The sequence below is a fragment of the Peribacillus sp. NPDC097264 genome, assembly GCF_050277925.1.
GTDB lineage: Bacteria > Bacillota > Bacilli > Bacillales > DSM-1321 > Peribacillus.
On the sequence record NZ_JBNNSR010000004.1, the window covers coordinates 256261 to 281729 of the forward strand.

General features: G+C 39.5%; 26 protein-coding genes, 1 pseudogene and 1 other annotated feature. Of the genes and pseudogenes, 21 read left to right on the forward strand and 6 right to left on the reverse strand.

All coding sequences use genetic code 11. The annotated features are described in order from the left end of the window. Positions 1-29: 29 nt before the first annotated feature. Positions 30-629 (forward strand): xanthine phosphoribosyltransferase, encoded by a 600-nt coding sequence (locus tag ACQKL0_RS08350; RefSeq protein ID WP_402869076.1) that lies wholly within the window; start codon positions 30-32, stop codon positions 627-629. Beyond that, positions 622-1938, forward strand: coding sequence for a nucleobase:cation symporter-2 family protein (locus ACQKL0_RS08355; protein WP_402869074.1), 1317 nt, complete (start codon positions 622-624; stop codon positions 1936-1938). The genes ACQKL0_RS08350 and ACQKL0_RS08355 overlap by 8 nt, the downstream gene beginning before the upstream one ends. A 362-nt stretch (positions 1939-2300) precedes the next feature. On the opposite strand, the gene ACQKL0_RS08360 is transcribed toward ACQKL0_RS08355, so the two are convergent. After that, positions 2301-2753 carry a chemotaxis protein CheX gene (locus ACQKL0_RS08360; protein ID WP_402988082.1) on the reverse strand — a complete coding sequence of 151 codons (453 nt, stop codon included), beginning with the start codon at positions 2751-2753 and terminating at the stop codon, positions 2301-2303. 175 nt (positions 2754-2928) lie between these two features. Here ACQKL0_RS08360 and ACQKL0_RS08365 point away from each other — a divergent pair, with 175 nt between their 5' ends. From ACQKL0_RS08365 to ACQKL0_RS08400, 8 genes are all read left to right on the forward strand, one after another. After that, positions 2929-4017: a type III polyketide synthase gene (locus tag ACQKL0_RS08365; protein ID WP_402869071.1), complete on the forward strand. Its 1089-nt coding sequence runs from the start codon at positions 2929-2931 to the stop codon at positions 4015-4017. Next, positions 4017-4547: an isoprenylcysteine carboxyl methyltransferase family protein gene (locus ACQKL0_RS08370; RefSeq protein WP_402869069.1), complete on the forward strand. Its 531-nt coding sequence runs from the start codon at positions 4017-4019 to the stop codon at positions 4545-4547. The genes ACQKL0_RS08365 and ACQKL0_RS08370 overlap by 1 nt, the downstream gene beginning before the upstream one ends. A 152-nt stretch (positions 4548-4699) precedes the next feature. Further along, positions 4700-4858 carry a hypothetical protein gene (locus ACQKL0_RS08375; RefSeq protein WP_402988084.1) on the forward strand — a complete coding sequence of 53 codons (159 nt, stop codon included), beginning with the start codon at positions 4700-4702 and terminating at the stop codon, positions 4856-4858. Positions 4859-5040: 182 nt separating this feature from the next. Continuing rightward, positions 5041-8751: a dynamin family protein gene (locus ACQKL0_RS08380; protein WP_427686954.1), complete on the forward strand. Its 3711-nt coding sequence runs from the start codon at positions 5041-5043 to the stop codon at positions 8749-8751. A gap of 26 nt (positions 8752-8777) precedes the next feature. Continuing rightward, complete coding sequence (locus ACQKL0_RS08385; RefSeq protein WP_402988089.1) at positions 8778-9545, forward strand: DNA polymerase beta superfamily protein; 768 nt, start codon at positions 8778-8780, stop codon at positions 9543-9545. 4 nt (positions 9546-9549) lie between these two features. Then, positions 9550-10377 carry a sulfurtransferase gene (locus ACQKL0_RS08390; RefSeq protein ID WP_427686956.1) on the forward strand — a complete coding sequence of 276 codons (828 nt, stop codon included), beginning with the start codon at positions 9550-9552 and terminating at the stop codon, positions 10375-10377. A gap of 117 nt (positions 10378-10494) precedes the next feature. Further along, positions 10495-11340: a 5'-3' exonuclease gene (locus ACQKL0_RS08395; RefSeq protein ID WP_402988796.1), complete on the forward strand. Its 846-nt coding sequence runs from the start codon at positions 10495-10497 to the stop codon at positions 11338-11340. 112 nt (positions 11341-11452) lie between these two features. After that, positions 11453-11746, forward strand: a complete 294-nt coding sequence (locus ACQKL0_RS08400; protein WP_402988092.1) for a DUF6123 family protein — start codon at positions 11453-11455, stop codon at positions 11744-11746. A 31-nt stretch (positions 11747-11777) separates the two neighbouring features. On the opposite strand, the gene ACQKL0_RS08405 is transcribed toward ACQKL0_RS08400, so the two are convergent. Both ACQKL0_RS08405 and ACQKL0_RS08410 read right to left on the reverse strand, forming a co-directional pair. After that, the gene (locus ACQKL0_RS08405) at positions 11778-12680 is read right to left on the reverse strand and encodes a DMT family transporter (RefSeq protein WP_427686958.1); all 903 of its coding nucleotides are present in this window, start codon (positions 12678-12680) and stop codon (positions 11778-11780) included. Continuing rightward, positions 12664-13071, reverse strand: coding sequence for a reverse transcriptase-like protein (locus tag ACQKL0_RS08410; RefSeq protein WP_402869059.1), 408 nt, complete (start codon positions 13069-13071; stop codon positions 12664-12666). Before ACQKL0_RS08410 ends, ACQKL0_RS08405 begins: the two co-directional genes overlap by 17 nt. A gap of 255 nt (positions 13072-13326) precedes the next feature. Here ACQKL0_RS08410 and ACQKL0_RS08415 point away from each other — a divergent pair, with 255 nt between their 5' ends. The 3 genes from ACQKL0_RS08415 to ACQKL0_RS08425 all read left to right on the forward strand — a co-directional run bounded on the left by ACQKL0_RS08415 (position 13327) and on the right by ACQKL0_RS08425 (position 15270). After that, positions 13327-14025, forward strand: a complete 699-nt coding sequence (locus tag ACQKL0_RS08415; RefSeq protein WP_402869057.1) for a ribonuclease H family protein — start codon at positions 13327-13329, stop codon at positions 14023-14025. Continuing rightward, complete coding sequence (locus ACQKL0_RS08420) at positions 14003-14194, forward strand: zinc-finger domain-containing protein (protein ID WP_402869055.1); 192 nt, start codon at positions 14003-14005, stop codon at positions 14192-14194. Before ACQKL0_RS08415 ends, ACQKL0_RS08420 begins: the two co-directional genes overlap by 23 nt. Positions 14195-14271: 77 nt before the next feature. Next, complete coding sequence (locus ACQKL0_RS08425) at positions 14272-15270, forward strand: HD-GYP domain-containing protein (RefSeq protein WP_402988097.1); 999 nt, start codon at positions 14272-14274, stop codon at positions 15268-15270. Between the two features lie 18 nt (positions 15271-15288). Here the strand turns inward: ACQKL0_RS08425 and ACQKL0_RS08430 are convergent, their stop codons facing one another. Then, positions 15289-15750 (reverse strand): RrF2 family transcriptional regulator, encoded by a 462-nt coding sequence (locus tag ACQKL0_RS08430; protein ID WP_402869867.1) that lies wholly within the window; start codon positions 15748-15750, stop codon positions 15289-15291. Between the two features lie 170 nt (positions 15751-15920). On the opposite strand from ACQKL0_RS08430, the gene hmpA reads away from it, so the two are divergent. The 4 genes from hmpA to ACQKL0_RS08450 all read left to right on the forward strand — a co-directional run bounded on the left by hmpA (position 15921) and on the right by ACQKL0_RS08450 (position 20355). Then, positions 15921-17129 carry an NO-inducible flavohemoprotein gene (hmpA, locus tag ACQKL0_RS08435; RefSeq protein WP_427686960.1) on the forward strand — a complete coding sequence of 403 codons (1209 nt, stop codon included), beginning with the start codon at positions 15921-15923 and terminating at the stop codon, positions 17127-17129. A 64-nt stretch (positions 17130-17193) separates the two neighbouring features. Continuing rightward, positions 17194-17408 (forward strand) — a binding site (T-box leader). A gap of 57 nt (positions 17409-17465) precedes the next feature. Continuing rightward, positions 17466-18554 carry a glutamate 5-kinase gene (gene proB / locus ACQKL0_RS08440; protein WP_402869051.1) on the forward strand — a complete coding sequence of 363 codons (1089 nt, stop codon included), beginning with the start codon at positions 17466-17468 and terminating at the stop codon, positions 18552-18554. Positions 18555-18582: 28 nt separating this feature from the next. Next, complete coding sequence (locus ACQKL0_RS08445; RefSeq protein ID WP_427686962.1) at positions 18583-19830, forward strand: glutamate-5-semialdehyde dehydrogenase; 1248 nt, start codon at positions 18583-18585, stop codon at positions 19828-19830. A gap of 81 nt (positions 19831-19911) precedes the next feature. Then, positions 19912-20355 (forward strand): general stress protein, encoded by a 444-nt coding sequence (locus ACQKL0_RS08450; RefSeq protein ID WP_402869047.1) that lies wholly within the window; start codon positions 19912-19914, stop codon positions 20353-20355. A gap of 216 nt (positions 20356-20571) precedes the next feature. Here the strand turns inward: ACQKL0_RS08450 and ACQKL0_RS08455 are convergent, their stop codons facing one another. Then, positions 20572-21204, reverse strand: a complete 633-nt coding sequence (locus ACQKL0_RS08455) for a LysE family translocator (RefSeq protein ID WP_402956776.1) — start codon at positions 21202-21204, stop codon at positions 20572-20574. A gap of 261 nt (positions 21205-21465) precedes the next feature. Between ACQKL0_RS08455 and ACQKL0_RS08460 the strand changes: the two genes are divergently transcribed. Both ACQKL0_RS08460 and ACQKL0_RS08465 read left to right on the forward strand, forming a co-directional pair. Continuing rightward, complete coding sequence (locus ACQKL0_RS08460; RefSeq protein ID WP_427686965.1) at positions 21466-22098, forward strand: LysE family transporter; 633 nt, start codon at positions 21466-21468, stop codon at positions 22096-22098. A 105-nt stretch (positions 22099-22203) separates the two neighbouring features. Further along, positions 22204-23620 (forward strand): annotated as a pseudogene (locus ACQKL0_RS08465) (amino acid permease). Between the two features lie 60 nt (positions 23621-23680). Here the strand turns inward: ACQKL0_RS08465 and ACQKL0_RS08470 are convergent. Further along, complete coding sequence (locus ACQKL0_RS08470; RefSeq protein ID WP_427686966.1) at positions 23681-24124, reverse strand: DUF5392 family protein; 444 nt, start codon at positions 24122-24124, stop codon at positions 23681-23683. A gap of 392 nt (positions 24125-24516) precedes the next feature. On the opposite strand from ACQKL0_RS08470, the gene ACQKL0_RS08475 reads away from it, so the two are divergent. Both ACQKL0_RS08475 and ACQKL0_RS08480 read left to right on the forward strand, forming a co-directional pair. Further along, entirely contained in the window at positions 24517-24897 is a 381-nt protein-coding gene (locus ACQKL0_RS08475) for a hypothetical protein (protein ID WP_402869039.1), read from the forward strand. Further along, positions 24887-25345, forward strand: a complete 459-nt coding sequence (locus ACQKL0_RS08480) for an aminodeoxychorismate lyase (RefSeq protein WP_427686968.1) — start codon at positions 24887-24889, stop codon at positions 25343-25345. Before ACQKL0_RS08475 ends, ACQKL0_RS08480 begins: the two co-directional genes overlap by 11 nt. Positions 25346-25469: the final 124 nt, after the last annotated feature.

Genomic DNA, 25469 nt, shown 5'->3' on the forward strand with positions numbered 1-25469 from the left:
TCAATCATCTTAGATTGGGAGGAATCTTCATGCAACTATTAAAAGAAAAAATATTGTCAGAGGGGCAAGCGTTATCTAAAGACATTTTAAAAGTGGATTCATTCTTGAACCACCAAATGGATCCTGTGCTAATGAAAGAAATCGGTAAAGAATTTGTAAAACGATTTGCACATAAAGAGATAACAAAGGTGCTTACGATTGAATCTTCGGGGATTGGACCAGGTCTTATGGCAGCTTTGGAATTGGATGTTCCATTAATTTTTGCTCGTAAACGTAAATCCCTTACATTGACTGAGGGGCTAGTGACGGCATCGGTTCATTCCTTTACTAAAAAAGAAACCAATACTATTTCCGTATCGGATAAGTATATTAAAGCCGGTGATAAAGTCTTAATAATCGATGACTTTTTAGCTGTTGGACAGGCTGCCCGGGGGTTGGCGGATATTTGTAAACAGGTAGGCGCTGAAGTGGTCGGTATAGGAATCGTTATAGAGAAAGCTTTCCAAAGTGGTGGCAAAGATCTTAGGGACCAAGGTTTCCAAGTTGAATCCTTAGCAAGGATCAAGGAGTTGAACGTAGGCCAAATAACATTCATTGAGGAGCGGGAAGGAGCTATCGTTCATGTCTGAAAATCAATCCCCATTGAAAGTTGCATCGTTAGGGTTACAACACGTTCTTGCAATGTATGCTGGTGCCATTGTTATCCCCCTTATTGTTGGTGGTGCTATGGGATTGAACTCGACACAGTTGACCTATTTAGTTTCAATCGACATTTTAATGTGTGGTATTGCGACTTTATTGCAAGTCGTAAAAATGAAATATTTTGGGATTGGCCTTCCTGTAGTACTTGGTTGTACTTTCACCGCAGTAAGTCCGATGATTGCAATTGGTACTCAGTATGGGATGAATAGCATTTATGGGGCCATTCTGGTTTCAGGTTTGATTGTGGTTTTGATCAGTAAGTTTTTTGGGAAGCTATCGAGGTTCTTCCCGCCTGTTGTAACAGGATCGGTAGTTACAATCATTGGAATTACGCTCATTCCAGTGGCCATTAATAATCTGGGGGGCGGACAAGGAGCGGTTGATTTTGGTTCCTTGAATAATGTAGCCCTTGGTTTTGGAACGTTGCTATTCATCATTTTGATGTATAAGTTCTCAACGGGCTTTGCCAGGTCCATTGCTATTTTACTTGGATTATTCTTTGGGACATTTGTGGCTTTCTTCATGGGTAAAGTAGAATTCAGTGCCGTAGAGGGCGCTTCATGGCTTCATATGCCACATTTTTTCTATTTCGGTTTTCCTGAGTTTAATATCACGGCCATCATAACCATGACCCTGGTTGCTGTAGTAAGTTTAGTGGAATCAACAGGTGTTTACTATGCTTTGGGGGAAATCACAGATAAAGAAATTTCTGAAGATGACTTGGCGCGGGGGTATCGTTCGGAAGGATTGGCCAGTATAATCGGTGGTCTGTTTAATGCATTTCCATATACGGCTTTTTCGCAAAATGTGGGCCTGATTCAATTATCGGGCATCAAAACAAGAAATGTCATTTATGTAGCTGCGAGCATGCTCATATTAATTGGTTTCGTACCTAAAATAGGTGCGTTCACAACGATCATTCCTCCATCCGTTTTAGGAGGCGCGATGGTAGCCATGTTCGGGATGGTGATTGCAGCGGGAATTAAAATGCTGAGCAGGGTGGATTTTTCCTCCCAGGAAAATTTATTGATCATTGCCTGTTCAGTAGGTATGGGAATAGGGGTGACGGTTGTTCCCGAGGTGTTCGCAAATATTCCTGGCGGCATCCAGATTCTAACCGAAAATGGTATCGTTGCTGGAAGTTTAACTGCGATCTTCTTGAATATCATTTTCAATGTTATCCCGACAAAAGGGAGAGTAAAGAAAGTGCGTATCGAAGGACAAAAAGTAGCCTGATTATTTTCACATGATCAAAAAATGAGACTGTCTTCCTTATCCGGTTCGGTGGGGGGGCAGTTTTTATTTGTCCCCTAGATAACTGAATTAAAATGGTTGGTTTAAAAAATAAAAAGGAAACTCTCTTCACTTTCTGAATATATTATTAGTATCTGTTTAAGAAAGAAAGTGATAGGAATGGAAAAAAAATATTGTATGCATTGTCGGACCATTTTGAATCAGGAATGTAGATGTTTTGTCTGTGGGAAAGAGGAATTTCAGAACATCATCATACAAGTACAAAATCAATCTTCCGTGGAGAAAGAAGAATGAAAGAACCCCCTTACCAGATATGAAGGTAAGGGGGTTCTTTCATGTTGAAACTAGCTTTCAATCATCAGAATAATATGAAGGGTTCCAGCCCCTTCGAGGACGACAGGCAAATTGATGGCTTGATTGAAGCCATACATTTTCGTTTGACCGACAAGGACGGTTGGTGGTGTTATATCCATTAAGGTATCATCATTTGCTAAGGAAGATGCGAGATTACCTGCAAGCATATTACCAAGCTCTGCGGCGAATGACTCTAGCATTTCGCCTTCTAGAGGCATTCCAAACATGACTTCACCTATTTTACTTACACAGTCACTTGTTCCTTCGATAATTAATCTACCCCGAACGGCACCCGTCATTCCAATAAGTACAGAGATGGATTCCTGTTCAAAAGGTTGCATAATGAGGGAAGGCTTCTGGACATCCGAAGAAAAAGGAAGGACGGACTTCACTGCTGAAATCGTACCGTTTAAAACTTTCGTAATGCTAGCGCTGATTTCCATTTAAATTCCTCCGATTGTATGGTTAATCCTATAATATCAAATTTATAGGGTGAAATACCTATTTTATTGAAAAAAATAATGAAAAAATACGTATTTAAGACTACGTGGTTTTTTAGAATCAAATTCAAAGGGAATGGGAAGCTTAACCATATATTGCTTAATAAGGAGTGAATTCATGTCATATCTTTTATCTGCTTCCCACATAAAACTCCCTTATCAACTTTCACAGGAAAAAATCATGGAGTTTTCCCGCGAAATTTTCGGTGCATCTTTTAAGAATATAGAACGATTATTGCAGGCGTTCAAAAACGGCCAAGTTGAAAATAGGTATTTTTCCAATGACCTGGATTGGTTTAGGGAAGATCATACTTTTCAAGAAAAAAATGAAGTATATGTTAAACAGGCTGTCGAATTCGGAAAAGAGGCCGTAGAAAAGTGTTTGGCTAATACTGATTTCTTGAAAAATGGGATTCATCCTAATGAAATTGACGCCTTTTTTTATATTTCAAGTACTGGAATAGCCACCCCAACCATAGATGCGAGGATCATGAATGAACTTCCTTTTAATTCTCATATGAAAAGGATACCGATATGGGGGCTGGGTTGTGCCGGGGGGGCAAGTGGCCTATCACGCGCATTTGAATATTGTAAAGCGTTTCCGAAAGCAAAGGTTATCGTATTGTGTGTAGAACTGTGTAGCTTAACCTTTCAGAAAAATGATATTTCCAAAAGTAATTTAATTGGGACCTCTTTATTTTCCGATGGAATTAGCTGTGTCTTGATCTGCGGTGATGATGCTAAGGTTGAAGGAAAATCAAATAAAGACCACCATCTGCATTTCTTGAATTCACAATCCACCCTTATGCCCAATTCATTGGATGTGATGGGGTGGGATTTGAAAGACCAGGGCCTCCATGTCATCTTCTCAAAAGACATACCTACTATCATCAAGGAATGGCTTAAACCGAACGTGGAAGACTTTTTAAAGGAGGAAGGACTTAGACTTGGGGATATTAAGGATTTTATAGCCCACCCTGGCGGAAAGAAGGTTATTGATGCCTATCATGAATCGTTAGGTTTCAACGAAGGGATGACGGCGGAATCAATGGCGGTTTTAAGAGAGTTTGGTAATATGTCATCGGCTACGATTTTGTATGTACTGGAGAGATTCATGAAGCGTAGTGGTCAAACTGGTCAATATGGTCTTGCCGCTGCATTGGGGCCAGGATTTTCATCTGAATTAGTATTAATGAGGTGGAACTGATGCTATTTGGGATTTTTATAGGCTTGATTGCCTTACAGCGCCTTGCTGAATTATACATCGCCAAGCAAAATGAAAAGCAGATGAAGAGAATTGGGGGAGTCGAGTATGGAGTGGACCATTATCGGTGGATGGTCCTCTTGCACTTGAGTTTCTTTTTAGCACTCATATTTGAGGTAGTTGGATTTACTAGAGCTTTTTCTCCCCTTTGGCCGATTTGGTTATCGTTGTTTTTATTGGCCCAAGTAGGCCGGGTTTGGGTGATCATGTCTCTTGGTAAGCATTGGAATACAAAAATCATAGTCGTTCCTGACGCGGAAGTAATCATCAAAGGCCCCTATAGGTATGTTAAACATCCGAATTACCTCATCGTGGCCACTGAAATAATCGTTATTTCACTGTTATTCAATGCTTATTATACAGCAATGATATTCAGCCTTTTAAATGTCTGGATGATGTCAGTGAGGATACCACTAGAAGAAAGGGCTTTAAAAGAACATACGGAATATTCTACAGCTTTTAAGCAAAAATAATAAAAAGTTTGGTTTTCTTATTGAAAATGATTATCGTTCGTGATAAGATTCTAAATGAAGATGAAAATTATTCTCAATGGTTGTATTGAAAAGAAAAACTATGACAATTAAAACTAAAAATGTACGAATATAAAAGAGGATGGTGTTTTGTAATGATTTGGTTATTCATTTTATTGACAGTCGCTACATATACATTTGTGATGAAACATGTGTTGAATAATATCCAAAAACCGGCTAAGGTGAATCGTTCTTTAACCCAGTCAAATAACGAAAATCAAGCTAGTTACCACCCAACACCCTCACCTCGGTAAGAATCTGCATTCAGTAAAGCAATAAGCCTTATGAAAGCCCACAAAATTGTGGGCTTTTTTGAGTTTTCCAATGCATTACGGCGTCTTTTACTAGTAAAACATCAAGCAAACGGTATGAATAACAAACGAAATCGTTTACAATAGGAGTATCAAAATGACGATAGAATAAGGGGTATGGAAAGATGATTTCTGAAGTAACCAAGCAACAGTCTAAATTGGGGATTTTGACTGCCATGTATGAAAAATTCCAATTGGCAGGTGATACGGGTAATGCCGATAAACTGAAACAGTTAATCATGAAAGTGAATAAAGAAGAATTTATCATTGCTTTTTGTGGTCATTTTTCCGCAGGGAAATCAAGCATGATCAATTACTTTTTGGGTGATCAAGTATTGCCTTCGAGTCCGATTCCTACGAGTGCCAATACAGTTAAAGTTCAAAAAGGAGATGACTATGCCAAGGTCTTTTATCATCATCAGCCACCGGTAGTATTTCCTGCACCATATGATTTTAAAAAGGTAAAGAAATTCGCCAAGGACGGCGATTCCGTATCGGCCATTACCATTAGCTCCAATCAGTTTCAATTGCCAGATTCTTGTGCAATCATGGATACGCCGGGAATTGACTCGACCGATGATGCTCACAGGGTATCGACTGAATCAGCCTTGCATCTAGCAGATGTCGTTTTTTATGTTATGGATTATAACCATGTCCAATCTGAAGTGAATTTCCTTTTCACGAAAGAATTAGTAGAAGCGGAAAAACCGACGTACTTAATTATCAATATGATTGATAAGCATGATGAAAATGAGCTGAGCTTCCAGAATTTTAAATTATCGGTTTCAGAAGCTTTTGCGAATTGGAATGTATATCCTGATGGAATCTTTTTTACGTCTGTTAGAGATTTGGACAATAGCGAGAATGAAATTGAAACTGTACGGAATTTTCTGTATGAAATGGCGGAAAATGGTTTGTCGAATGGTAAGGACGCCATTATGCAATCTGCGAATGCTCTTGTTGAAAGACATCTTATCTGGTTAAAAGAGCAGTATGAAGAAGAACATGCCAGTGAATTTGAAGTACTGTCGGAGCTTCCTAATGAAGAGCGGTTAAAGTTGACAGGCCAAGTGGATAAACTAATCAAGGAAAAGGGATCTTTAACGGATCGCTTGGAGAAGATAAAAGCCCAGTTTGCCGAGGATTTGGAAGTCATTTTGAAAAGCGCGTATATCATGCCGGCAACTACTCGCGATTTGGGAAAATCATTCTTGGAATCCGTCCAGCCCGATTTTAAAATGGGATTATTATTTGCAAAGAAAAAAACGGAAGCTGAACGTGCGGAGCGCCTTCAATCCTTCTTAGCTGATTTGCAAGAAAAGGTTAAGACTCAACTTGAATGGCACCTTAAAGAGTTGGCGGTAAAGACTCTTACTGAGGCAGAAGTACATGATGCAACGCTAGAAAGTGATGCCCAGACATTACATATCGAGATTACAGAAGAGTATATCCGGAAATCTCTGAAACCACAGGTCAATGTTACAGGGGAATATGTATTGAACTATACCAATGACCTAGCTTCCACGATTAAAAAGAAGTCCCGTGATGAAGCGGATGTATTTTTCAATAAAGTGATTGTCGCCCTGGAAGAAAGAATTGGTTTACAATCAGAATCCATTGATAAAGAGCTGGAAGGTTTTGCTGATTTTGCAGAAGCCCTTAAGGTTACAGCAGCAATGCACGGTGAAATAGCCGCTCATAAGGAACAGTTGGATGCCATTGCTAATCAGACTGTACAGTCAGCCAAGGAAAGTGATATTGAGGCACTTCTGACTCAATGGGATGAAGAAGATAAAAATATCAAGGTTAAAATAATGAATACGAGTGAAACCGAAGCGGTAAATCAGGAAAAGAAACAGAAGCCATCCCAAACGTCCATGGAAGAAAAAAAGGTGCAAATCGAATCGGTCACCCCTTCTATGAGTAAAGGGGACTTACGTGGTAAGGAAAAATTGATGGATACGGCAAGAAACTTACAAAGTGCAGCCAAACTGATTCAACCTTTGAAAGGTTTCCAATCGCTCTATAAAGAATTAACAGAGAAGGCGAGTAGACTCGAAAAGCAGACATTCACTGTTGCATTATTCGGTGCTTTCAGTGCCGGCAAGTCATCTTTCGCCAATGCATTGATGGGGGAAACCGTTTTACCGGTATCACCGAACCCTACCACTGCCGCAATCAATAAAATCTTGGCTTCGGACAGTGAACATCCACATGGTACAGCGACTGTTAAATTAAAAACCGAAGAAATGCTCCTAGAGGATGTGAAATTGGCTTTAAGTGCGTTTGGCCAAACTGCCAAGTCACTGAGTGAGGCACATCAACTAGCTTTGGAGATTATCGAAAAAGCGGGTGAAGTGGATAAAGGGAAAACTCATCTATCCTTCCTTCGTGCGTTCCATCAAGGAATGCCGCCATACCAAAAAGATTTAGGGTCAGTCATAACGGTGGATTTGGAAGGATTCAAGAGTTTTGCAGCAGAGGAATCGAAGTCATGTCTCGTGGATTTGATTGAATTACGTTACGACTGTGAAATGACAAAGCAGGGCATGGTGCTTGTCGATACCCCTGGAGCGGATTCCATTAATGCCAGGCATACTGGAGCTGCCTTCGAGTATATTAAAAACTCGGATGCGATTCTCTTCGTGACCTATTACAACCATCCCTTTTCAAAGGCTGACCGAGAATTCCTGATCCAACTTGGTCGCGTTAAGGATTCTTTTGCAATGGATAAAATGTTCTTTATCGTCAATGCAGTCGATCTTGCCCAGAATACTGACGAGTTGGAAGAAGTGATGGAGTATGTTACGGATCAATTGAATGGCTTCGGTATCCGTTTTCCAAAGCTATTCCCGCTTACTAGTAAAGGTGCTTTGGCAGAAAAGAAACTTCCTGGTTCATTCAAGCACTCTTTCCTTCAGGATAGTGGAATAACGGAATTTCAATTGCAATTCGATTCGTTCATCGAACATGACTTAACGGGGCTTGCAATCGAATCGGCGCAGGCGGCTGTACGAAGGACCGAAGAATTAATGCGTGATGTTATTACGGCCTCTAAGCAAGATGAGAAAGCCAAGCAAAAGGCCCTTGAGACATTGGCGCAAGAGGCTCAGACCATAACAGGCATTTTGGAAGTCATTAAAGGGGATGCCGAAAAACTACGGTTGAAAAAAGAGATTGATGAATTGACTTTCTATAGTAAACAACGGGTGTTTTTCCGGTTCAATGACTTTTTCAAGGAATCATTCAACCCTGCTGTCATAAAGGACGACGGACAGGACTTGAAACAGGTCCTTAAGTTAGCCTTAAAGGACCTACTCGAATCATTAGGATTCGACCTATCACAGGAAATGCGTGCCACAGCATTGAGGACTGAGATGTTTGTCAATAAATTGTTGAATGAAAAACAAGTCGGTTTGCTCCAACAGATCCAGAATGTCCGAAAAACAATTTCGTTACAACCATATGAACCAAGTGAGAAAGAGTCCCTTGAGTTCACAAGTGCTTTTAACCAAATGGATGCGGGTGAATTCAAAAAAGAGTTAGCTCAGTTCAAGAATCCAAAAAGCTTCTTCGAAAAAAATGAAAAGGTAAAAATGAGTGAGGATATCCAATTGCGCTTGGATGAGCCTGCCTTAATTTACGTGAAAGAACAGGGTGCCCGTCTTTTTGAATTATATACAACGATTCTGGATCAGGAATTGCTATCGATTCAAAAGAAATTCCAAGCGGAAATAGCCGATGTGTTTGCTGGGTTACGTGCTGCTTTAGAGGAAAAGGTAGATTTACCTTACTATGAGGCTGCTGTAGAAAAATTGGTAAAAATGAATTCTTAGAATAATAATGAAAACGAGGTTACTTTATGAAAGAAAACCTTATTTCACTTTTGTCCGAACTTGAAAAGCGTGAACATATTAAAATCATGATGGCTGCTGTAACAGGCAGCCATTCTTTTGGTCTATCATCATCAAGTTCGGATTTCGATGTCAGATTTATTTATGTCCAAAATGAAGTCAAAACCTATTTATCGATAAGCAAGCCTGTCGACTCCATCCAGTTGGTTGAGGGCTCTTTAGACCTCGTAGGATGGGATTTGTTCAAGGCCTCCCGGCTCATGTTAAAGAGTAACCCTTCTGTTTATGAGTTAGTTACGTCTCCCATTCAACTTATCGACGAGCCAACCTATCGCAGAAATATGCTAAGTTTAATGAATGTAGCTTATTCCAAAAAGGTTTTAGGGCATCATTACCTCCGCATGATTATGAGCAATATTCAACGATTGGCTGAAGAAAAGGATACGGAAATTAAAACGTTTAAAACTTGGGTACAAGTTTATCGATCGTATTTGACGTTACACTATCTAATCCAAAAAAAATCGCTACCACCCATAGATGTGTGGGAATTGCTGGAGTCCGTGGTGCTTGAAGAAGATATGAAAAAGAGGATGACTACAATATTCATGGCTAAAAAAAACGAAGATTTTCCGAAACTTGCAAGTGAAGAAAATCTTAAGGTCTTGAAAGGAACATTCCCCTTCTTGGAAGAGAATGTAACAAAGCTTCCGGTGGGAAGGGACATGGAGAAGGAACTCAATCATATAAATTGGTCCATTCTAAAGGGGGAGAGATAGTAAAATGGGATATATAATAGAGGTAGAAGAGTTAATATCCATGAGCAAATTAGAGGATGTCAGAATTTGTGATTGCCGATATAAGCTTGGGTCACCAGAAGTGGGCGGTAAAGAATACGAAAAAGAACATATTACAGGTGCCGTATATTTTGATTTAGAAAAAGACTTATCTGGACAGGTTGAAGAACATGGAGGGAGACATCCGCTTCCGAATTTGGTTCAGTTTAAAAATAAGCTAGAATCATATGGAATAACCAACGATACAATTTTAGTTGCCTATGATGGTGGGGAGGGTAGCTTCGCTTCAAGATTCGTTTGGCTGCTTTCCTATATTGGGCACCAGAATGTCTACATCCTGAATGGTGGATATCAGGCATGGAAGGATGGATGGTACCCTTCGGATTCCAATATACCAGAATATAAACAGGCAGAATATCGACTACACATACATGAACCCATTTTGGCTTCTTACGAAAAGGTGAAGGAGTTTAGCGAAAAGAGACCGGATGACGTGGTGTTGATAGACTCAAGGGAAACTAAACGGTTCTTAGGAATTGTAGAGCTTATCGATAAAAAGGCAGGGCACATACCGGGGGCAATCAATAAGGTATGGACGAATGTTCTTGATGGGGGATATTTCTTGAAAAGGGATGAACTGAAGAAAACATTCGAGGGTATTAGCGGTGATAAGGAAATCATCGTTTATTGTGGTTCAGGTGTGACGGCTTCTCCCAATTATATTGCACTGAAGGAAGCCGGTTTCACTAATGTCAAGGTATATGTAGGAAGCTTCAGTGACTGGATTTCCTACCCGGATAATCCTATAGGATGATTAAGTTATTTCCAATTAACAATCCTCAAAAAGGTGTACAGCTATGGTAAAATAGATATACATCATGATAGAGGTGATAAAGTGTTAACGAATGAAAAAGAACAGCAGCCTTCCTTTATGCTTGTCGATGGAATGGCACTTTTATTTAGAGCCTTTTATGCAACGGCTGTCACAGGCCAGTTTATGATTAATTCTAAAGGGGCCCCCACAAATGCTGTACAGGGTTTCTTAAAGCATATGCTCACAGCGGTAAATCATTTCTCCCCTAGTCATATTGCAGTTTGCTGGGATATGGGTAGTAAAACATTCCGTAATGAATTATTTGATGGGTATAAGGCGAACAGAACGTCTGCCCCAGTGGAAATGATTCCACAATTCGAATTAGCGAAACAAGCGGTCGAGGCTTTTGATATTCCTAATATAGGGCTTCCAGGGTATGAGGCCGATGACTGTATCGGTACCATTGCAAAAGCTTCAGCCAATCATAGTCGCGTCGGAATCCTAACGGGTGACCAAGACATGCTTCAGCTGATTGAAGATAACATTTCCGTTCTCTTACTAAAAAAGGGTTACGGCAATTATGAAGTGCATAACCCCACTAGTTTCTTTGAATGGAAAGGGATTACCCCTAGACAAATGATCGACCTTAAAGCATTGATGGGTGATACTGCAGACAATTATCCAGGTGTAAAAGGGATCGGGGAAAAAACAGCGTTGAAGTTATTGATACAATATCAAAGTATTGAGGGTATCTTGGAAAATGTTGCTTCATTGACGAAGGGACAGCGGACAAAGATTGAATCAGCTCTTGATATGCTTCATTTATCAAGGCAGCTGGCGGAAATCAAATGTGATGTTCCGATATCATGTACCTTAGATCAGGCAATCTATCGATTCGACCGCGAGAAAGTCCAAAATCTTGCCAGGGATCATGAATATAAAACACTATTGCGGATGATATAAAATGAAATGAGCGAATTCCTTATGATAGGGAATTCGCTTTTTATTTAAATAGGGGTTTTTGTCGAAAAATGGATAGGCAAAATCCCTAATTTACGGTAAGATGTAAAAAAGTATGAATGTTGGAGTGGATGCAGTAGTGGGGCAATCAACTGAAGAATATGTGAGATTTCTTGAAGGAAAAGGTTTCTCTTTCGGAGATGATGCCATAGGCTTTATTTATTTTGGCAAACGGTATACGGAAGCGAGTGATACTTTAGTCAATACGGCAATCGAATTGACCTTGAAAATCCAAAAAAAGTTCGATGGCAGTTTTTATATCTCCTTCCTTGAAAACCTAAAGCAAAATGACATTGAAACGCGCTTTGCAGCGGTAGCGTTCGCTAAAGAACAAGGTTTACTTAAATAGGCTGGACTTCGTAAGTAGAAGTCCAGCCTATTTACGTGACTTCCCTTGGTATAGATTTTCTTTGTGGAAGTTCAGCAAGAATCATGCCGGCAAAAATGAATCCACAACCGGTTAAAGAAGCAACTGTCAATTTTTCATCAATCCATATGTATGAGGTCAATGCTGCAAATACAGGTTCCATGGAAAAAATCAAGGCAACCCTAGTGGGCGTCGTATAGGCCTGAAAATAGGTTTGTACAAAAAAAGCAAATGAGGTGGCCATGACTGAAGTTACTAATAAGGCCGTCCAAACCTCTGTCTGTAGCATGACCTCAGCCTTGAAGACTACTGAATAATTCTCACCAAAAATCAAGGCGGAGAGAAAGGATAAAAGGGATACCGTCCCTATTTGTATTAGCGTCAATGGAAGCGCCGGAAGGGTTTTTGCATATTTTGCGGTCGTGATGATTTGCATGGCAAAGCTGATGGCACACAGAAACACTAAGAAATCCCCGACATTCACAGATGAATGGTCAACGAATGCCATTAAGTAAAGGCCAAAAGTTGCAGCAACGACTCCTAGAACCATATTGCGTGACAGCTTCAATTTTAGGAGCACCAACGAAAAAACGGGGACCATCACCACACTTAATCCCGTAATGAAGCCTGTCTTTGCAGGAGTCGTTAACTCTAGCCCTTTTGTTTGAAAGGCATAACCCAAGAAAAGCCAAACCCCGATATGAAGTCCTGCCAACATTGTTTCATTATGGTATCTATTCCCTTTTTTATGTAAAGTCAAAAAATATGGTACAAGCAAAAACAGAAAGGCAATGAAAAAGCGGATAGCATTAAAGCTAAAGGGTTCAAGAAAAGAGATCGCATTTTGAACCATTACGAATGTGACACCCCAAATAAATACCACGAATAGTAAAGTTGCATCAGCAGTCTTTTTCATGTTGATCCTTATTCAGACGTATGGCCCGTCGAGCTAACTCATCCGCCGATTTATTCTCTATACTTGGTATCCATTTCACGAAAAACAACTCTAGTTGGTCGGTTAGTTTAAGTGCTTCATAAAGTAAGGGCCCGTATTTCTTTTTAGCAAATTTCTTTTCAATAGCCTGGTTAATTGCCTGGGAATCCGTACGGAATGAGACGACTTGATAATTACTGGCAACACAAATCTCTAAAGCCTTAATTAATGCATGGTATTCCGCCTCGTGGTTTTCCATACAGCCAAGTGGAATTGAATGACGCTCTACCACACCGTTATTATTTATGAAAATGCCTGCGCCACTTGGTCCAGGGTTTCCGGCACTTGCACCATCTATATACACTTCAATCATGATGTTCCTCCTCGAGTACACAATATTAATATGATATGATTAAAACTTGTTTCCTATATCATTCTCACTTTGGAAACGAAAAATATTTCATTTCCAAAGTGAGAAATTCGTGTTGTTTAGGGAACTACTATAAAGGAATATTATAAGAATATTTATTAGTATATTTTATATTATAGATGGTATTACGGAAAATAGGTATGAAAATTGTCGAACTTAATCGTATGAAATAGAGCGATTTTAAGGAGCTGAAAATCATTGAAAGTAATCATGCATTGGAAATATAAAACCTCCAGGAAACCTTCAGCGGATTTCACTTCAGATTGGCTTGATGCCGGAAGTGCTTTAATCATAGCTGACGACCTTGAAAAAACGGGCCGACTGAAGGACGTAGAATTCAAGGATGATTTCGATACAACATGGACGAAGAAAGAATTAAAGAAACTTTTGACAGTGGTTGAAGAGGAGCCGCAGGATGTGACGGTCTTTTTTGATGGGGGCTACCAAAAAGATCAAAAAACTGCTGGAATAGGCGTAGCCATTTATTATCGGCAGGGAAAAAAACACTTCCGCAATCGCTCGAATGTAAAGCTTGAACAATTGGAATCCAACAATGAAGCGGAGTATGCTGCATTTTATGAGGCGTTGAATCGGATGGAAGACTTGGGTGTGCATCATCAAAGCTGTTCCTTTAAAGGAGATTCCCTTGTTGTATTGAATCAATTGTCGGGAGATTGGCCATGCATGGAAGAGACCCTAAATAAATGGTTGGATCGCATAGAAGCGAAACTGGAAAAGATGAAAATCATTCCGGTCTATAAGCCAATTTCGCGGAAGGAGAATCAGGAAGCGGATCGTTTGGCAACACTCGCTCTTCAAGGTGAATCCATTTTTAGTAATTTGGAAATTATTGATCAAAGGAGTCGTAATAGCGATGAATCGGAAAAAAATATATGAAGAAGTAGAAGAGGTGATTGTATCTTACTGCCAGGATTGCTTTCTGCAAAAACAATTCCGAAAAGATAAAGGTCGTTCATATGCTCATAAGTTCTGTATATCACAGTGTACTGTGGGAGAAAAATTAAGAGAGCTGGGAAACAAACTGGTTGATGATACACAGGTATAAGAAGTGGATCCTACTTTTTTCACAATAACATAGAATAATATGGTATTATGGGGAAAAAGAAGGAAAAGTGTGGAGCTATGAATAAAAGAAAAGGAAAGTTAAATAAAGAGTGGAAAGTACCGCTTACCATTCCCGAAATCGATTCTTTGTTGGAAGAACTGAATAAAAAGACAAAAGAAAACCAAGAGTCGTCAGTTAGTGACCTTTATGATAAACAAAAAATGGGGGATCACCTACACCACCAAATAAACGATATTACGGTACAAATAAAGAATATATTTGATGACATACGCAAAGAAGAGAAAATTCAACGCAGGACAATTGACGGAATTCAAGCGGAAATTGTCCCAGTCATTCAAGAGGCAGCCAGGATTCCGGATATTTACTACTTATTCGAAGAAATGCAGTCCAAAAACGAATATACGTATAAGCATAATATAGGGGTCGGGATCATAGCGACCTATTTAGGGAAGAAGCTCGGATTGTCGAGTGAAAGTCTCTCCAATCTTACATTAGCGGCAACCCTTCATGATGTTGGTAAAACTAGGATACCTGAGAGTTTATTAGACAAGCCGGGGAAACTAACCTTAGCAGAATATGAAGAAATGAAACGGCATACGATTTATGGATACGAGCTACTTAAGAACATACCAGGGCTCCATCCTTCTATAGCATTGACGGCACTTCAGCACCATGAGCGTGAGGATGGGCATGGATATCCATTAAACCTGAACGGGAATAATATTTACTATCTTTCCAAAATCGTAGCAATAGCTGATGTGTTTCATGCCATGTCCTCAAATCGGGTTTATCATCAGGCCATGCCATTTTATATGGTCATCGAACAAATGAACCGAGATGTATTCGGAAAATTCAATCCTGAAATTTTGTTGGTATTCATTAATTCCTTGATGGAAACGCTAGTGGGAAAAGAAGTCATGCTGACGAATCAGCAGATTGGGACGATTATCATGATAAACCCATATGACCCTCTTAAAGTACTGATGAAAACCGATGCAGGTTTCGTGGATTTAAGAATGGAAAAGGAATTACAAATTGAGCGGATCATGAGTTAATGAGAAAAAGAGCCGGATTTAAATATCGGGCTCTTTGTCCTTTGGCTTTACCGAATCGAAATAGGCTTTTAACATTACTCTATTTTCAACGAAATCGGCAATTGTATATTGATCAAGAACCTTAAGAAAAGCGTCTAAGGCATTATTAAGTACAAATTTTAAAGAACATACGGGAGAAATCACACAGTTATCATCATCTTTGAAGCATTCTACTAAGTAAAAATCTTCCTCCGTTTTACGGACCAATTCTCCAACATTTATCTCATCAGGTTTTTTTGCCAGCCGTAACCCACCATTTCGTCCGCGTACTGTCTCAATATAACCCAATTTACCAAGGTTATAGACAATTTTCATCAGGTGGTTTTTCGATATATGATAGACTTCAGAAATCTCTTTTATATTTGTCAACGTGCTTTGTTCCTGGGAAGCTAGGTAAATCAAAACTCTTAGTGAATAATCTGAATAACTCGTTAGCCTCATGTTTTTCGCCTCACATTCTATCCCTTTGACTATATCATAAATGTGAACATTTTTTAACATCAATGCTAAAGTGCTAAAAAGAAGTATTCTAGATATTGCTTTTATCGATATTTGGTTTTAAGATAAACATGTATTTAAAATACTTGTTTTTTTAAAAGAGGAGCCTATACATGTTATCTCAAAAAACCATTGATATCATAAAATCCACCGTGCCTGTATTAGAAGTGCATGGTACTACCATTACAACTGTTTTTTATAAAAATCTTTTTGAAGCCCATCCAGAGCTATTGAATATTTTTAATCACACTAACCAGAAAAAGGGGCGTCAACAAAACGCATTAGCGAACACGGTGCTAGCTGCCGCTAAATATATCGACCAGCTTGAAACGATTTTACCGGTAGTTAAACAAATTGCTCAAAAACATAGAAGCCTTATTGTGAAACCTGAGCATTATCCTATTGTCGGAGAATACTTATTGGCTGCTATCAAGGAAGTGTTGGGAGATGCAGCTACCGAGGAGATCCTTCAAGCATGGGGAGATGCATACGGTGTCATAGCTGATGTTTTCATTAACATGGAGAAGGAAATGTATGACCAGGCATCTAACCAGAATGGGGGATGGACTGATTTCAAACCGTTTACTGTTATTAAGAAGGTACGGGAAAGTGAAGTCATAACCTCTTTCTATTTAAAACCTGCCGATGGAGAAGCTGTCCCATCATATTTACCTGGGCAATATTTAACAGTACGCATCGAAATCCAAGGTGAACAGTATTTATTCAACCGTCAATATAGTTTATCGGATGCACCAGGAAAAGAATATTTCCGTATCTCAGTCAAAAAAGAAAAAACACAAGTCTCTCCTGATGGAAGGGTCTCGAACCACCTGCACGATGCCATTCAAGTTGGGGATAGTATTGAGGCGACGGTTCCTGCAGGAGACTTTACCCTGGACTTAAAAAAACAATCACCAATTGTCTTTCTTAGCGGAGGTGTTGGAATCACGCCTTTCATGAGTATGATGCATTCCCTTGCTGACCTACAGTCTGAACGTGATGTACAATTGGTCCATGCTTGTGAGAATGGGGCAGTTCAGCCGTTTAGAGAAGAATTGGCAGGACTTTCACAAAAGCTAGTAAACTATCAATTATCGTATGTTTTCAAGAACCCTAGTAAAGAAGATCAAGATCTTCCAAACTATGAAAAACAAGGATACATGGATGTTGAGCTTTTAAGTAATCATATTAAAGCGGATGCAGATTATTATGTATGTGGTCCTGTACCATTTATGAAAACGATCATCACTCACTTGAAGGAGCTAGGGGTCGATTCCGAAAAAATTCATTATGAGTTTTTCGGTCCAGCAATGGCCCTTTAAGATTTAGTAAGGCACCTGGAATGTTGTTGACATCACGACGATAATTTTGCATACTATATTAAAACAATGAACGTTGAGAGAAGATTAGTATGCGAAATATTACTGTGACAGAGAGCGGAGTTTATAGCTGGAAGACCCGCGACAGAAAAGCGCAGAACCTGCTTCTTGAGTCCTATGCAAAACATAGGCGCGAACCCTGGCGTTATTAGGTAAAGTGGGATGTATACATGTGCATCCAATGAAGGTGGTACCACGGAGAGAGCTCTTTTCGTCCTTATTTCGAGGATGAAAAGGGCTTTTTTTCATTTTTAAGATAGTTATTGGAGGAAAAAATCGATGGAAAAGAAGCGCATCGTTGTAAAGATAGGAAGTAGTTCTTTAACAAACAACCAAGGTGAAATCGACCAAAAGAAATTTTCCGATCATATTCACGCAGTAGCGGCCTTACGTTCAGCTGGACATGAAGTGGTTTTAGTTTCATCCGGAGCGGTAGCAACTGGCTTTCGTAAATTAGGTTATCCGACAAGACCTGTTACATTAAAAGGAAAACAAGCGGCAGCCGCCGTCGGTCAAAGTCTATTGATTCAGTCCTATATGGAGCAACTGGGCCAATTCGGGATCGTCCCGGCGCAAATTTTGTTAACAAGAAATGATTTTTCGAATAAAGAACGCTATCAAAATGCCTATGCTACATTGATGGAATTACTTGAGCGGGGGATTCTTCCGATAATTAATGAAAATGATACCGTATCCATTGCGGAACTGACATTCGGGGATAATGATATGTTATCTGCCCTTGTTAGCGGCCTTGTCCATGCGAACCAGTTAATCATCCTAACCGATATAAACGGGCTTTATGATTCTAATCCGCAGACTAACCCCATGGCTAGCAGATTCGGCCAGCTTTCTGAAATTACCGAAGAATTGCTGCAAATGGCTGAAGGTGCGGGGTCAAGTGTGGGTACGGGTGGTATGAAATCTAAGCTGATTGCAGCTCAGACAGCCCTTTCCCTGGGAGTTAAGGTGTTTATTGGATCCGGAGAGGGGAGAGAGAAACTCCTTACCATCCTAGAAGGAAACGGTGATGGCACATATATCGGCAATGAGGTCCTAACGACTGTTACCAAAAATAAGCAGTGGATTTCCCTTCATTCAAAAGTATCAGGGGCGATTTACATCGATGAAGGTGCTGAAAAGGCTTTAGTTTCGAAAGGGTGCAGCTTATTACCTGCAGGGATATATGAGATCAAAGGGAACTTCACCAAGGGGGATGTCGTCGAAGTGTTCGGTGCCAGCGGTGTTTTGGGACGCGGAGAGGTTCTATACTCATCCTCCGAATTGAAGCAGGCGATGGGAAAGCGCACGACTGAGCTTGTCCTTTCTTCGATAGAAGTCATCCATCGTGATAAATGGGTGAAAGCTTAATCAAAAAAATTCAAGGGGGTTTATGCATATGAGTGAAGTGTTAGCAAAAGGAAAAGCGGCCAAGAGCGCAAGTTATCAGCTGATCGGCCTGTCTACTGAAGTGAAAAATGAGGCACTTGAAAAAGTAGCTCAACGCCTGGTCTTAGATAAGGAATACATTTTGGCCGAAAACAAAAAGGATCTAGATATGGGCCGCCAAAAAGGAATGAATGAATCGGTATTGGACCGCATCATGCTGAATGGAAAACGGATTGAAGATATGGCGGCGGCCATTCGCCTTTTAGTTGACTTAAAAGATCCAGTTGGCGAAGAACTAGAAACGATTGAAAAGGATAATGGCTTATTGATTAAAAAGCTACGAGTTCCGATTGGGGTCATTGGCATGATTTATGAAGCAAGGCCGAATGTGACCATAGATGCTGCGACTTTATCTTTGAAAACGGGTAATGCAGTCATCTTACGTGGTAGTTCATCCGCCAAATCTTCTAATAAGGCCTTGGTTTCGTCTATCCACAAGGCATTAGAGGGTACAGCCATCCCCGTGGATGCCGTTCAACTAATTGAAGACACCAGTCGTGAAACGGCTAAAGAGCTATTCCATCTTAACGATTATTTAGATGTCTTGATTCCTCGCGGAGGAAAGAATTTAATTGAAACCGTCATGAAAGAGTCAAGTGTTCCGGTTCTTGAAACCGGGGCAGGCAATTGTCATATTTTCATTGATGAAACGGCTGATCCAGCTATGGCGGAGAAGGTAGTCTTGAACGGAAAAACTCAGCGCCCTTCCGTGTGCAATGCCATTGAAAGTTTGCTAGTTCATGAAAATTGGTTTGAAAGCCATGGACATGGTTTATTAGAAGCCTTGGATGAAAGAGGTATAGAGATATTTGGGGATGATACGGTCTGTGCCGCTTTTTCACCAGCCAAAATGGCGACGGAAGAAGATTGGTCCGCTGAATATTTAGCACTGAAAATCAGTGTGAAAATTATCAAGGATGTATCTGATGCCATCGACCATATTAATCGTTATGGTACGAAGCATTCCGAAGCGATCCTTACCAACGACGATTCAAATGCGGCGACCTTCTTGAAAAAGGTAGATGCAGCCGCTGTTTATCATAATGCTTCGACACGCTTTACAGACGGTTTCGAATTCGGATACGGTGCCGAAATTGGCATTTCCACGCAAAAACTTCATGCTCGTGGACCTATGGGATTACCTGCCTTGACCTCAAGCAAGTATTTTATATATGGTCAAGGTCAAATAAGAGAGTAGAAGCATTCTAGTTCATGATGGTTAGTAAAGCATTTTAACGGGTAATGGTATACTACATTACTTTTTAAAGGAGCAGATACCATGGACAAGAGATTTATAGAAATTTTTAATAATGAAAATGAAGCAATGGTAGCAGTTGAACAGTTAAAGAAAGAAGGATATACATCCGATCAGATTTCAGTTGTGGCAAAAGATAGTAAGAATTTGTCTAATGAAATTGAAGAAGTGAGTCCTACTAAAACGGATGGATTTATAGCGGGTGCAACGGCGGGAGGGGCAGTTGGTTTAACTGGTCTACTTATTGGAATGAGTGCACTTGCAGTACCTGGCATCGGACCAATTTTGGCCGCAGGCCCGTTATTTGCCACATTTGGTGGAGCTGCTGCAGGTGCAGCATCAGGTGCAGGTGGATTGGAAAAACCATTGATGGATTTTGGATTGGATAAGGCTGAAGCAAAACAGTATGTAGAGGATATCAAGGCTGGGAAAATCTTGGTCGTTGCAGATACTCATTTAGATAAATGACAGATAGATTAACTATTGAGAAATACATACCAGAACGTTTCTGTTTCTATGTTAGGAATGTTAGTACTTAGAGGATGCTTAGGCATTCTCTTTTTTTTGTGCGTACAGGTTGTTTCGGGCACTTGAGTGAAACAAAATGTCAGGCTATACCTAGACCTGACATGGAGTAGCACTCTCTTATATTATATTATCAATGTTTACGAGAGGTAATGACTCTTATGTAAATAAAAGCTTTGCTGCTTGAATGGAAAAGTATATACCGATTCCTATTAAAGAAACTCCCGATATTATCGAAATGCCTGTGAGTATAGGTTTCGATAAAAATCGTCTAAGGGAACTGGAGACGATAGCCATCGTGAAATCCCATAATAAAAGTCCAAGAAGAATTCCCAAGCTATAAATGAGTAAATGAGACATATCATATTTTGAAACGGAGTTTGCAAGTACCGAACCATAAATACCTAACCAAAACAAAATGGATAAAGGGTTCGAAAGCGACATAATGAACCCAGATAAGAATGAAGAAGCAAGTCGGTCATTGGACTTTTGATTATTTACTTCAATCTTTCCAGCGCTTAGGAGGCTTTCAATCCCTGTATAAGTCAGAACGAAAAATCCAAAAATCCATAAAAACGTCTTCAGGAAGGAGTTGTCCATAAAATGGATAAAACCAAAAAAGACAAGGGCTATAAAGACAGTATCCGCTAAAATGGCGCCCCAGCCGAAAATCCAGGCATGGAAAAACCCTTTCTTAATTCCAATGTCCAATTGAGCAGCATTAATAGGACCGATAGGAACCGCTATTGACAAGCCTAAGAATACGTAGCTTAAAAAAACAACTAAATCCAAAGTATCACCTCTTCGTCGATATGTCTTAATTGAATGTATTCAAACGGGTTGACTCTCAAACCCATTTTTTTATAATCCTAAAAAGATTGTTCAAAAGAGGGGGGAATCTATTAGATGTCGTGTGCTTGATTTATGTATTCATATTAAATATGGGGTGATTCAGACTTAGATTGTGCACAGAACCTTCCAGGTAAAAGTAATAGGTTGGGGATTTTCTCATAGAATGTACAAGTTATTACCTAAACGAATGGAGGGATGCTTTTGAGTGTACATTTACTTTTAAGTTACTTCTTTTTAGGAATAACCCTTGCTGCCCCGATTGGGCCGGTAAATTCCGCTCGAATAGATAAAGGAATCAAGAATGGATTTTGGCATGCGTGGATTGTAGGGGCAGGATCCATGATAGCAGATGCCATTTTCATGATTTTAGTTTATATTGGCATGGTAAGGTTCTTAGAGATACCAGTCGTTCAAATTTTCCTTTGGCTCTTTGGTGGATTCGTTCTCATTTATACGGGGTTCGAAAGCGTTGTTCAGTCCAACAAAATAACCTTAAATCAATATAGAAATAGGGATTCCTTACTTTCCTGTTTTTTAACCGGGTTCATTATGTCGGTAACCAGTCCATTATCCATTTTGTTTTGGTTAGGGATATACGGGTCGATTTTAGCTAAAACCGCATCCAGTTATGGTACGTCACAAGTATTCATTTATAGTGGGATGATATTTCTGGGTCTCACTTGCTGGGATTTTTTTGTAGCCTTATTGACGAATGGGTTTAGGAGATTTTTAACAGAAAGAAGCTTAAGGGTCATATCCATCACCTCGGGTGTATCACTTTTAGGCTTTGGTGGTTATTTTGCTTATCAAGGCATTAAAGCCATCGTTTCATAAGGTTCTAAATCCCTTTAACACATTTCTATTTCATTATGGAACTTCTTTCTAACATAATTCATTGAAGGTTTATTCATACTATGGATGATGGAAGGGGGAATTCTTATGAAAAAAAAGGCCAATTGCAGCTCAGCAAAAGGGAATGCCGCTAAAAACTCTGCATCAAGTGAACAACAAGGTGACATGCAATGGTGGCAGCTATCTTTAGTCGGTGTCGGATGCACGATTGGGACAGGGTATTTTCTAGGTTCGACAATAGGAATTAAAACAACTGGACCATCCATTGTATTTTCCTTTGTATTGGCTGCGTTAGGTACATATATCGTATATAATCTGCTTGCTAAAATGACAACTGCAGACCCTCAAAAGGGTTCATTTTGTTATTATGCTAATAAAGCATTCGGAAGATGGGCTGGCTTTAGCAGTGGCTGGAATTATTGGTCCTCCAATATTTTGATAATGGGGAGCCAGCTAACAGCACTTTCGCTCCTCTCTCAATTTTGGTTTCCAAAGGTGCCATTATGGCTATTTGCCTCTGGATTCGCACTTGTTTCAATAGTGGTCGTTTTGCTGGGAACAAAGGGTTTTGACAGAGTTGAAAACATCCTTGCAGTTATCAAGACAGCGGCTATCTTCATGTTTATTATCATTGCCATATGTGCGGTAGTCGGTTGGTTTGGACTAGATGGTGGGAAGCCGCCTTCATTTCCGAATACGTACCATGAATTATTTCCAAAAGGTATGAAAGGTTTTTGGACATCGCTCATTTATGCTTTTTATGCATTTGGTGGCATTGAAGTGATAGGGCTGATGGCGATGCAGTTGAAAAAGAAAGAAGATGCGCAAAAGGCAGGAACCATCATGCTTTTAGTGCTGACCATCATCTATGTAATATCTTTAGGATTAGCCGTGACAATGGTTTCATTGGATGCATTCAGTGAAAAAGAAAGTCCCTTTGTAACAGCCATTGATAGCTATCATCTTACATTTTTCCCCCATGTTTTTAATGGAGCCATCATCATAGCGGGCTTTTCAACGATGACCGCTTCATTATTTGGGGTAACCAATTTGTTGGTGACGCTTGCGGATGATGGAAATGCCCCTTCATTTTTCATGAAGAAGATAAAGAAGTTTAAAAATCTTCCGTTACCTTCTCTCGTTCTGGCAGCCATCGGGCTCCTGGGGTCCATTATTACAGCTTTACTACTGCCCAGGAAAGATCTATGAATACATTACAACATCAGCTGGTATCTTACTTTTGTATAATTGGGGTTTCATCATACTTTCTTCGCTTAAAATTCTCGAACATAAATTGTGGAGTAAAGTCATTGCTATTTTCGGGATTGTATTAATACTTATAACAGTTAGTGGAACCCTTCTTGAAAAGGAGATACGTCCTGGATTCTTCATCAGTTTATTATTCATCATAATCATCGGGCTTGCTACCATTTATATGAAGTTAAAGGTTTGGAATAAGGACAAGGCGATGACGGCGAGGGCAAAAAGATCGGAACTAGATTAAAAAATGGAACCCGACTTATCGTGTCGGGTTCCATTTTTTGTTTAGATTTTGTTAACGGATTTAACTATGGGAGGAGCTGTTCTTTCTTTGTTCTTCTTCGGCCAGAAACTCAATGAAAACATTCATCGCTAAAAAAGGGTGCTCATTCACTTTTTGATAATAATTAATTTTCCTTGCATCCGTTAGATAGGTACTTTTTTTCATTCTCTCAAGGACAAACTTTTGGCTCATTTTCACTATTTCTTTTTGGTTATGTTTATTTTCTTTCATTAAAGCAAATCCTATTGCACCTATTAGTGCATAAATACATAGTGCTATTTTAGAAATAGGAAAAGAATCATTCATAAACAAGAGGAAAAAAAGATTTATGACGGAAAATCCTATCATTACGGTGGAAAAGAAACCATACTTCATATTTTTCTTCAATAAGGGATTTAATTTCATTTGGATTTTCTTCAATTCACTTTGCATTGAGTGTGGAATATTCTTGACCTTTATATTCATCGTATCCTCCTTTAGTAATCGCTGCTGCTAGTTTTTCCTTCTATATAAAAAGATCATCCATTAATATAATCATTTTAAAAAATCTTTCATAGTAATTCGTGATTACATACATTCTAACGTGTAAAAAATTATTTGTCATTTATTATACGTTAAAGGGGGGACACGAGAAATGGCTAGTAAGAGTGAGAAAGAGTAGAAGAATCTTAGGGATTGGAAAATGGGGGATTATACATGAAAATCTTTAATAATTTAGTAATCACGTATTTTTTTGTCATAAATACATGACTTTTGTTCTGTTTTATCAAGGTTCGGCTAATTAAAATCGAGTTTTCGACTAAATCCAGCTATAATGAGTAAGCTAGAAGGATTTATAAGGTTAAGGAGGAAATAGAATGATGTCATGGACGTTAGCCATTTTGTTTGGTGTGGCAGTTTTACTCTTCATTTTTTCGTTTATAAAGACGGATTCGATGAAAGTAGAACAGCAAATTGAACAGGTTACAAGTACTTTTGGAGACGAAGTAAGCCAATTACAAATGCAAATAAGAAGTCTTGAGATAGATGCTGAAATAATGGCACAAGAAGCAGGTTTACTGTCTGGACCCCCTGAGAAGTGGATTTTGTTGCACGATGTACTAGATTTATATAAACGTGGATATTCAATCGATAGCATAGCAGCAAAAAAAGAACGATCTATTGAAGACATAGAAAACCTACTTGCTCCTTACATAAAAGCAAAGAACGAAAGGAGAAAAGTTGTCAATGACATCTAAATCGATGCGCAGCTTTGCCGGTGGCATTCTTGTTGCAGCAGGTATATGCGGAGCAGCATATTTCTTCGATTCTGAAGAAACGGCTAGCACAAAAACAGTAGAAAAATTATCTGATGATGAGATGAAAAACAAGTTAACTTCTGAAGGGTATGTCATTCATACCGAAATAGAATATCAAGAGCAACTTGATGAATTGAAAGCCAACCAGGAGGTAGCTGAAAAAGGGACGAGCGAAAAGATTATTTATCGGACGGTCCTGAAAGTTACCAAAGGCATGACCAGCATCGATGTTGGTAAACATCTTAAACGGTCGAAAATCATCCCGAATGCCCAAGATTTCTTTAATGAAGTCGAAAAGAAGGGCAAGGCGAACAATTTACGTCCGGGTTCTTATGTGATAGATAGTGAAATGGAGACTGAGGAAATAATCTCTATTATCTTTAAGTAAGCATATTAATGAAGCAACTCATATGAAAAGCCGACTATCAAATGGATAGTCGGCCTTTTATGTCGTCTACAAACGCCATATCATTTTCGAACTGACTACCTGACTGCAGCAGGATAGTTCAATG

What these genes read in the sequence shown, in the direction of transcription:
- ACQKL0_RS08450 (WP_402869047.1), top strand. Translation starts at nt 19,912, where the DNA reads ATGGACAAGAGATTTATAGAAATTTTTAATAATGAAAATGAAGCAATG.
- hmpA (WP_427686960.1), top strand. Translation starts at nt 15,921, where the DNA reads ATGTTATCTCAAAAAACCATTGATATCATAAAATCCACCGTGCCTGTA.
- ACQKL0_RS08360 (WP_402988082.1), bottom strand. Translation starts at nt 2,753, where the DNA reads ATGGAAATCAGCGCTAGCATTACGAAAGTTTTAAACGGTACGATTTCA.
- ACQKL0_RS08380 (WP_427686954.1), top strand. Translation starts at nt 5,041, where the DNA reads ATGATTTCTGAAGTAACCAAGCAACAGTCTAAATTGGGGATTTTGACT.
- ACQKL0_RS08385 (WP_402988089.1), top strand. Translation starts at nt 8,778, where the DNA reads ATGAAAGAAAACCTTATTTCACTTTTGTCCGAACTTGAAAAGCGTGAA.
- ACQKL0_RS08445 (WP_427686962.1), top strand. Translation starts at nt 18,583, where the DNA reads ATGAGTGAAGTGTTAGCAAAAGGAAAAGCGGCCAAGAGCGCAAGTTAT.
- ACQKL0_RS08370 (WP_402869069.1), top strand. Translation starts at nt 4,017, where the DNA reads ATGCTATTTGGGATTTTTATAGGCTTGATTGCCTTACAGCGCCTTGCT.
- ACQKL0_RS08350 (WP_402869076.1), top strand. Translation starts at nt 30, where the DNA reads ATGCAACTATTAAAAGAAAAAATATTGTCAGAGGGGCAAGCGTTATCT.
- ACQKL0_RS08400 (WP_402988092.1), top strand. Translation starts at nt 11,453, where the DNA reads ATGAATGTTGGAGTGGATGCAGTAGTGGGGCAATCAACTGAAGAATAT.
- ACQKL0_RS08365 (WP_402869071.1), top strand. Translation starts at nt 2,929, where the DNA reads ATGTCATATCTTTTATCTGCTTCCCACATAAAACTCCCTTATCAACTT.
- ACQKL0_RS08405 (WP_427686958.1), bottom strand. Translation starts at nt 12,680, where the DNA reads ATGAAAAAGACTGCTGATGCAACTTTACTATTCGTGGTATTTATTTGG.
- ACQKL0_RS08390 (WP_427686956.1), top strand. Translation starts at nt 9,550, where the DNA reads ATGGGATATATAATAGAGGTAGAAGAGTTAATATCCATGAGCAAATTA.
- ACQKL0_RS08355 (WP_402869074.1), top strand. Translation starts at nt 622, where the DNA reads ATGTCTGAAAATCAATCCCCATTGAAAGTTGCATCGTTAGGGTTACAA.
- ACQKL0_RS08480 (WP_427686968.1), top strand. Translation starts at nt 24,887, where the DNA reads ATGACATCTAAATCGATGCGCAGCTTTGCCGGTGGCATTCTTGTTGCA.
- ACQKL0_RS08410 (WP_402869059.1), bottom strand. Translation starts at nt 13,071, where the DNA reads ATGATTGAAGTGTATATAGATGGTGCAAGTGCCGGAAACCCTGGACCA.
- ACQKL0_RS08475 (WP_402869039.1), top strand. Translation starts at nt 24,517, where the DNA reads ATGATGTCATGGACGTTAGCCATTTTGTTTGGTGTGGCAGTTTTACTC.
- proB (WP_402869051.1), top strand. Translation starts at nt 17,466, where the DNA reads ATGGAAAAGAAGCGCATCGTTGTAAAGATAGGAAGTAGTTCTTTAACA.
- ACQKL0_RS08425 (WP_402988097.1), top strand. Translation starts at nt 14,272, where the DNA reads ATGAATAAAAGAAAAGGAAAGTTAAATAAAGAGTGGAAAGTACCGCTT.
- ACQKL0_RS08375 (WP_402988084.1), top strand. Translation starts at nt 4,700, where the DNA reads ATGATTTGGTTATTCATTTTATTGACAGTCGCTACATATACATTTGTG.
- ACQKL0_RS08420 (WP_402869055.1), top strand. Translation starts at nt 14,003, where the DNA reads ATGAATCGGAAAAAAATATATGAAGAAGTAGAAGAGGTGATTGTATCT.
- ACQKL0_RS08430 (WP_402869867.1), bottom strand. Translation starts at nt 15,750, where the DNA reads ATGAGGCTAACGAGTTATTCAGATTATTCACTAAGAGTTTTGATTTAC.
- ACQKL0_RS08395 (WP_402988796.1), top strand. Translation starts at nt 10,495, where the DNA reads ATGCTTGTCGATGGAATGGCACTTTTATTTAGAGCCTTTTATGCAACG.
- ACQKL0_RS08470 (WP_427686966.1), bottom strand. Translation starts at nt 24,124, where the DNA reads ATGAATATAAAGGTCAAGAATATTCCACACTCAATGCAAAGTGAATTG.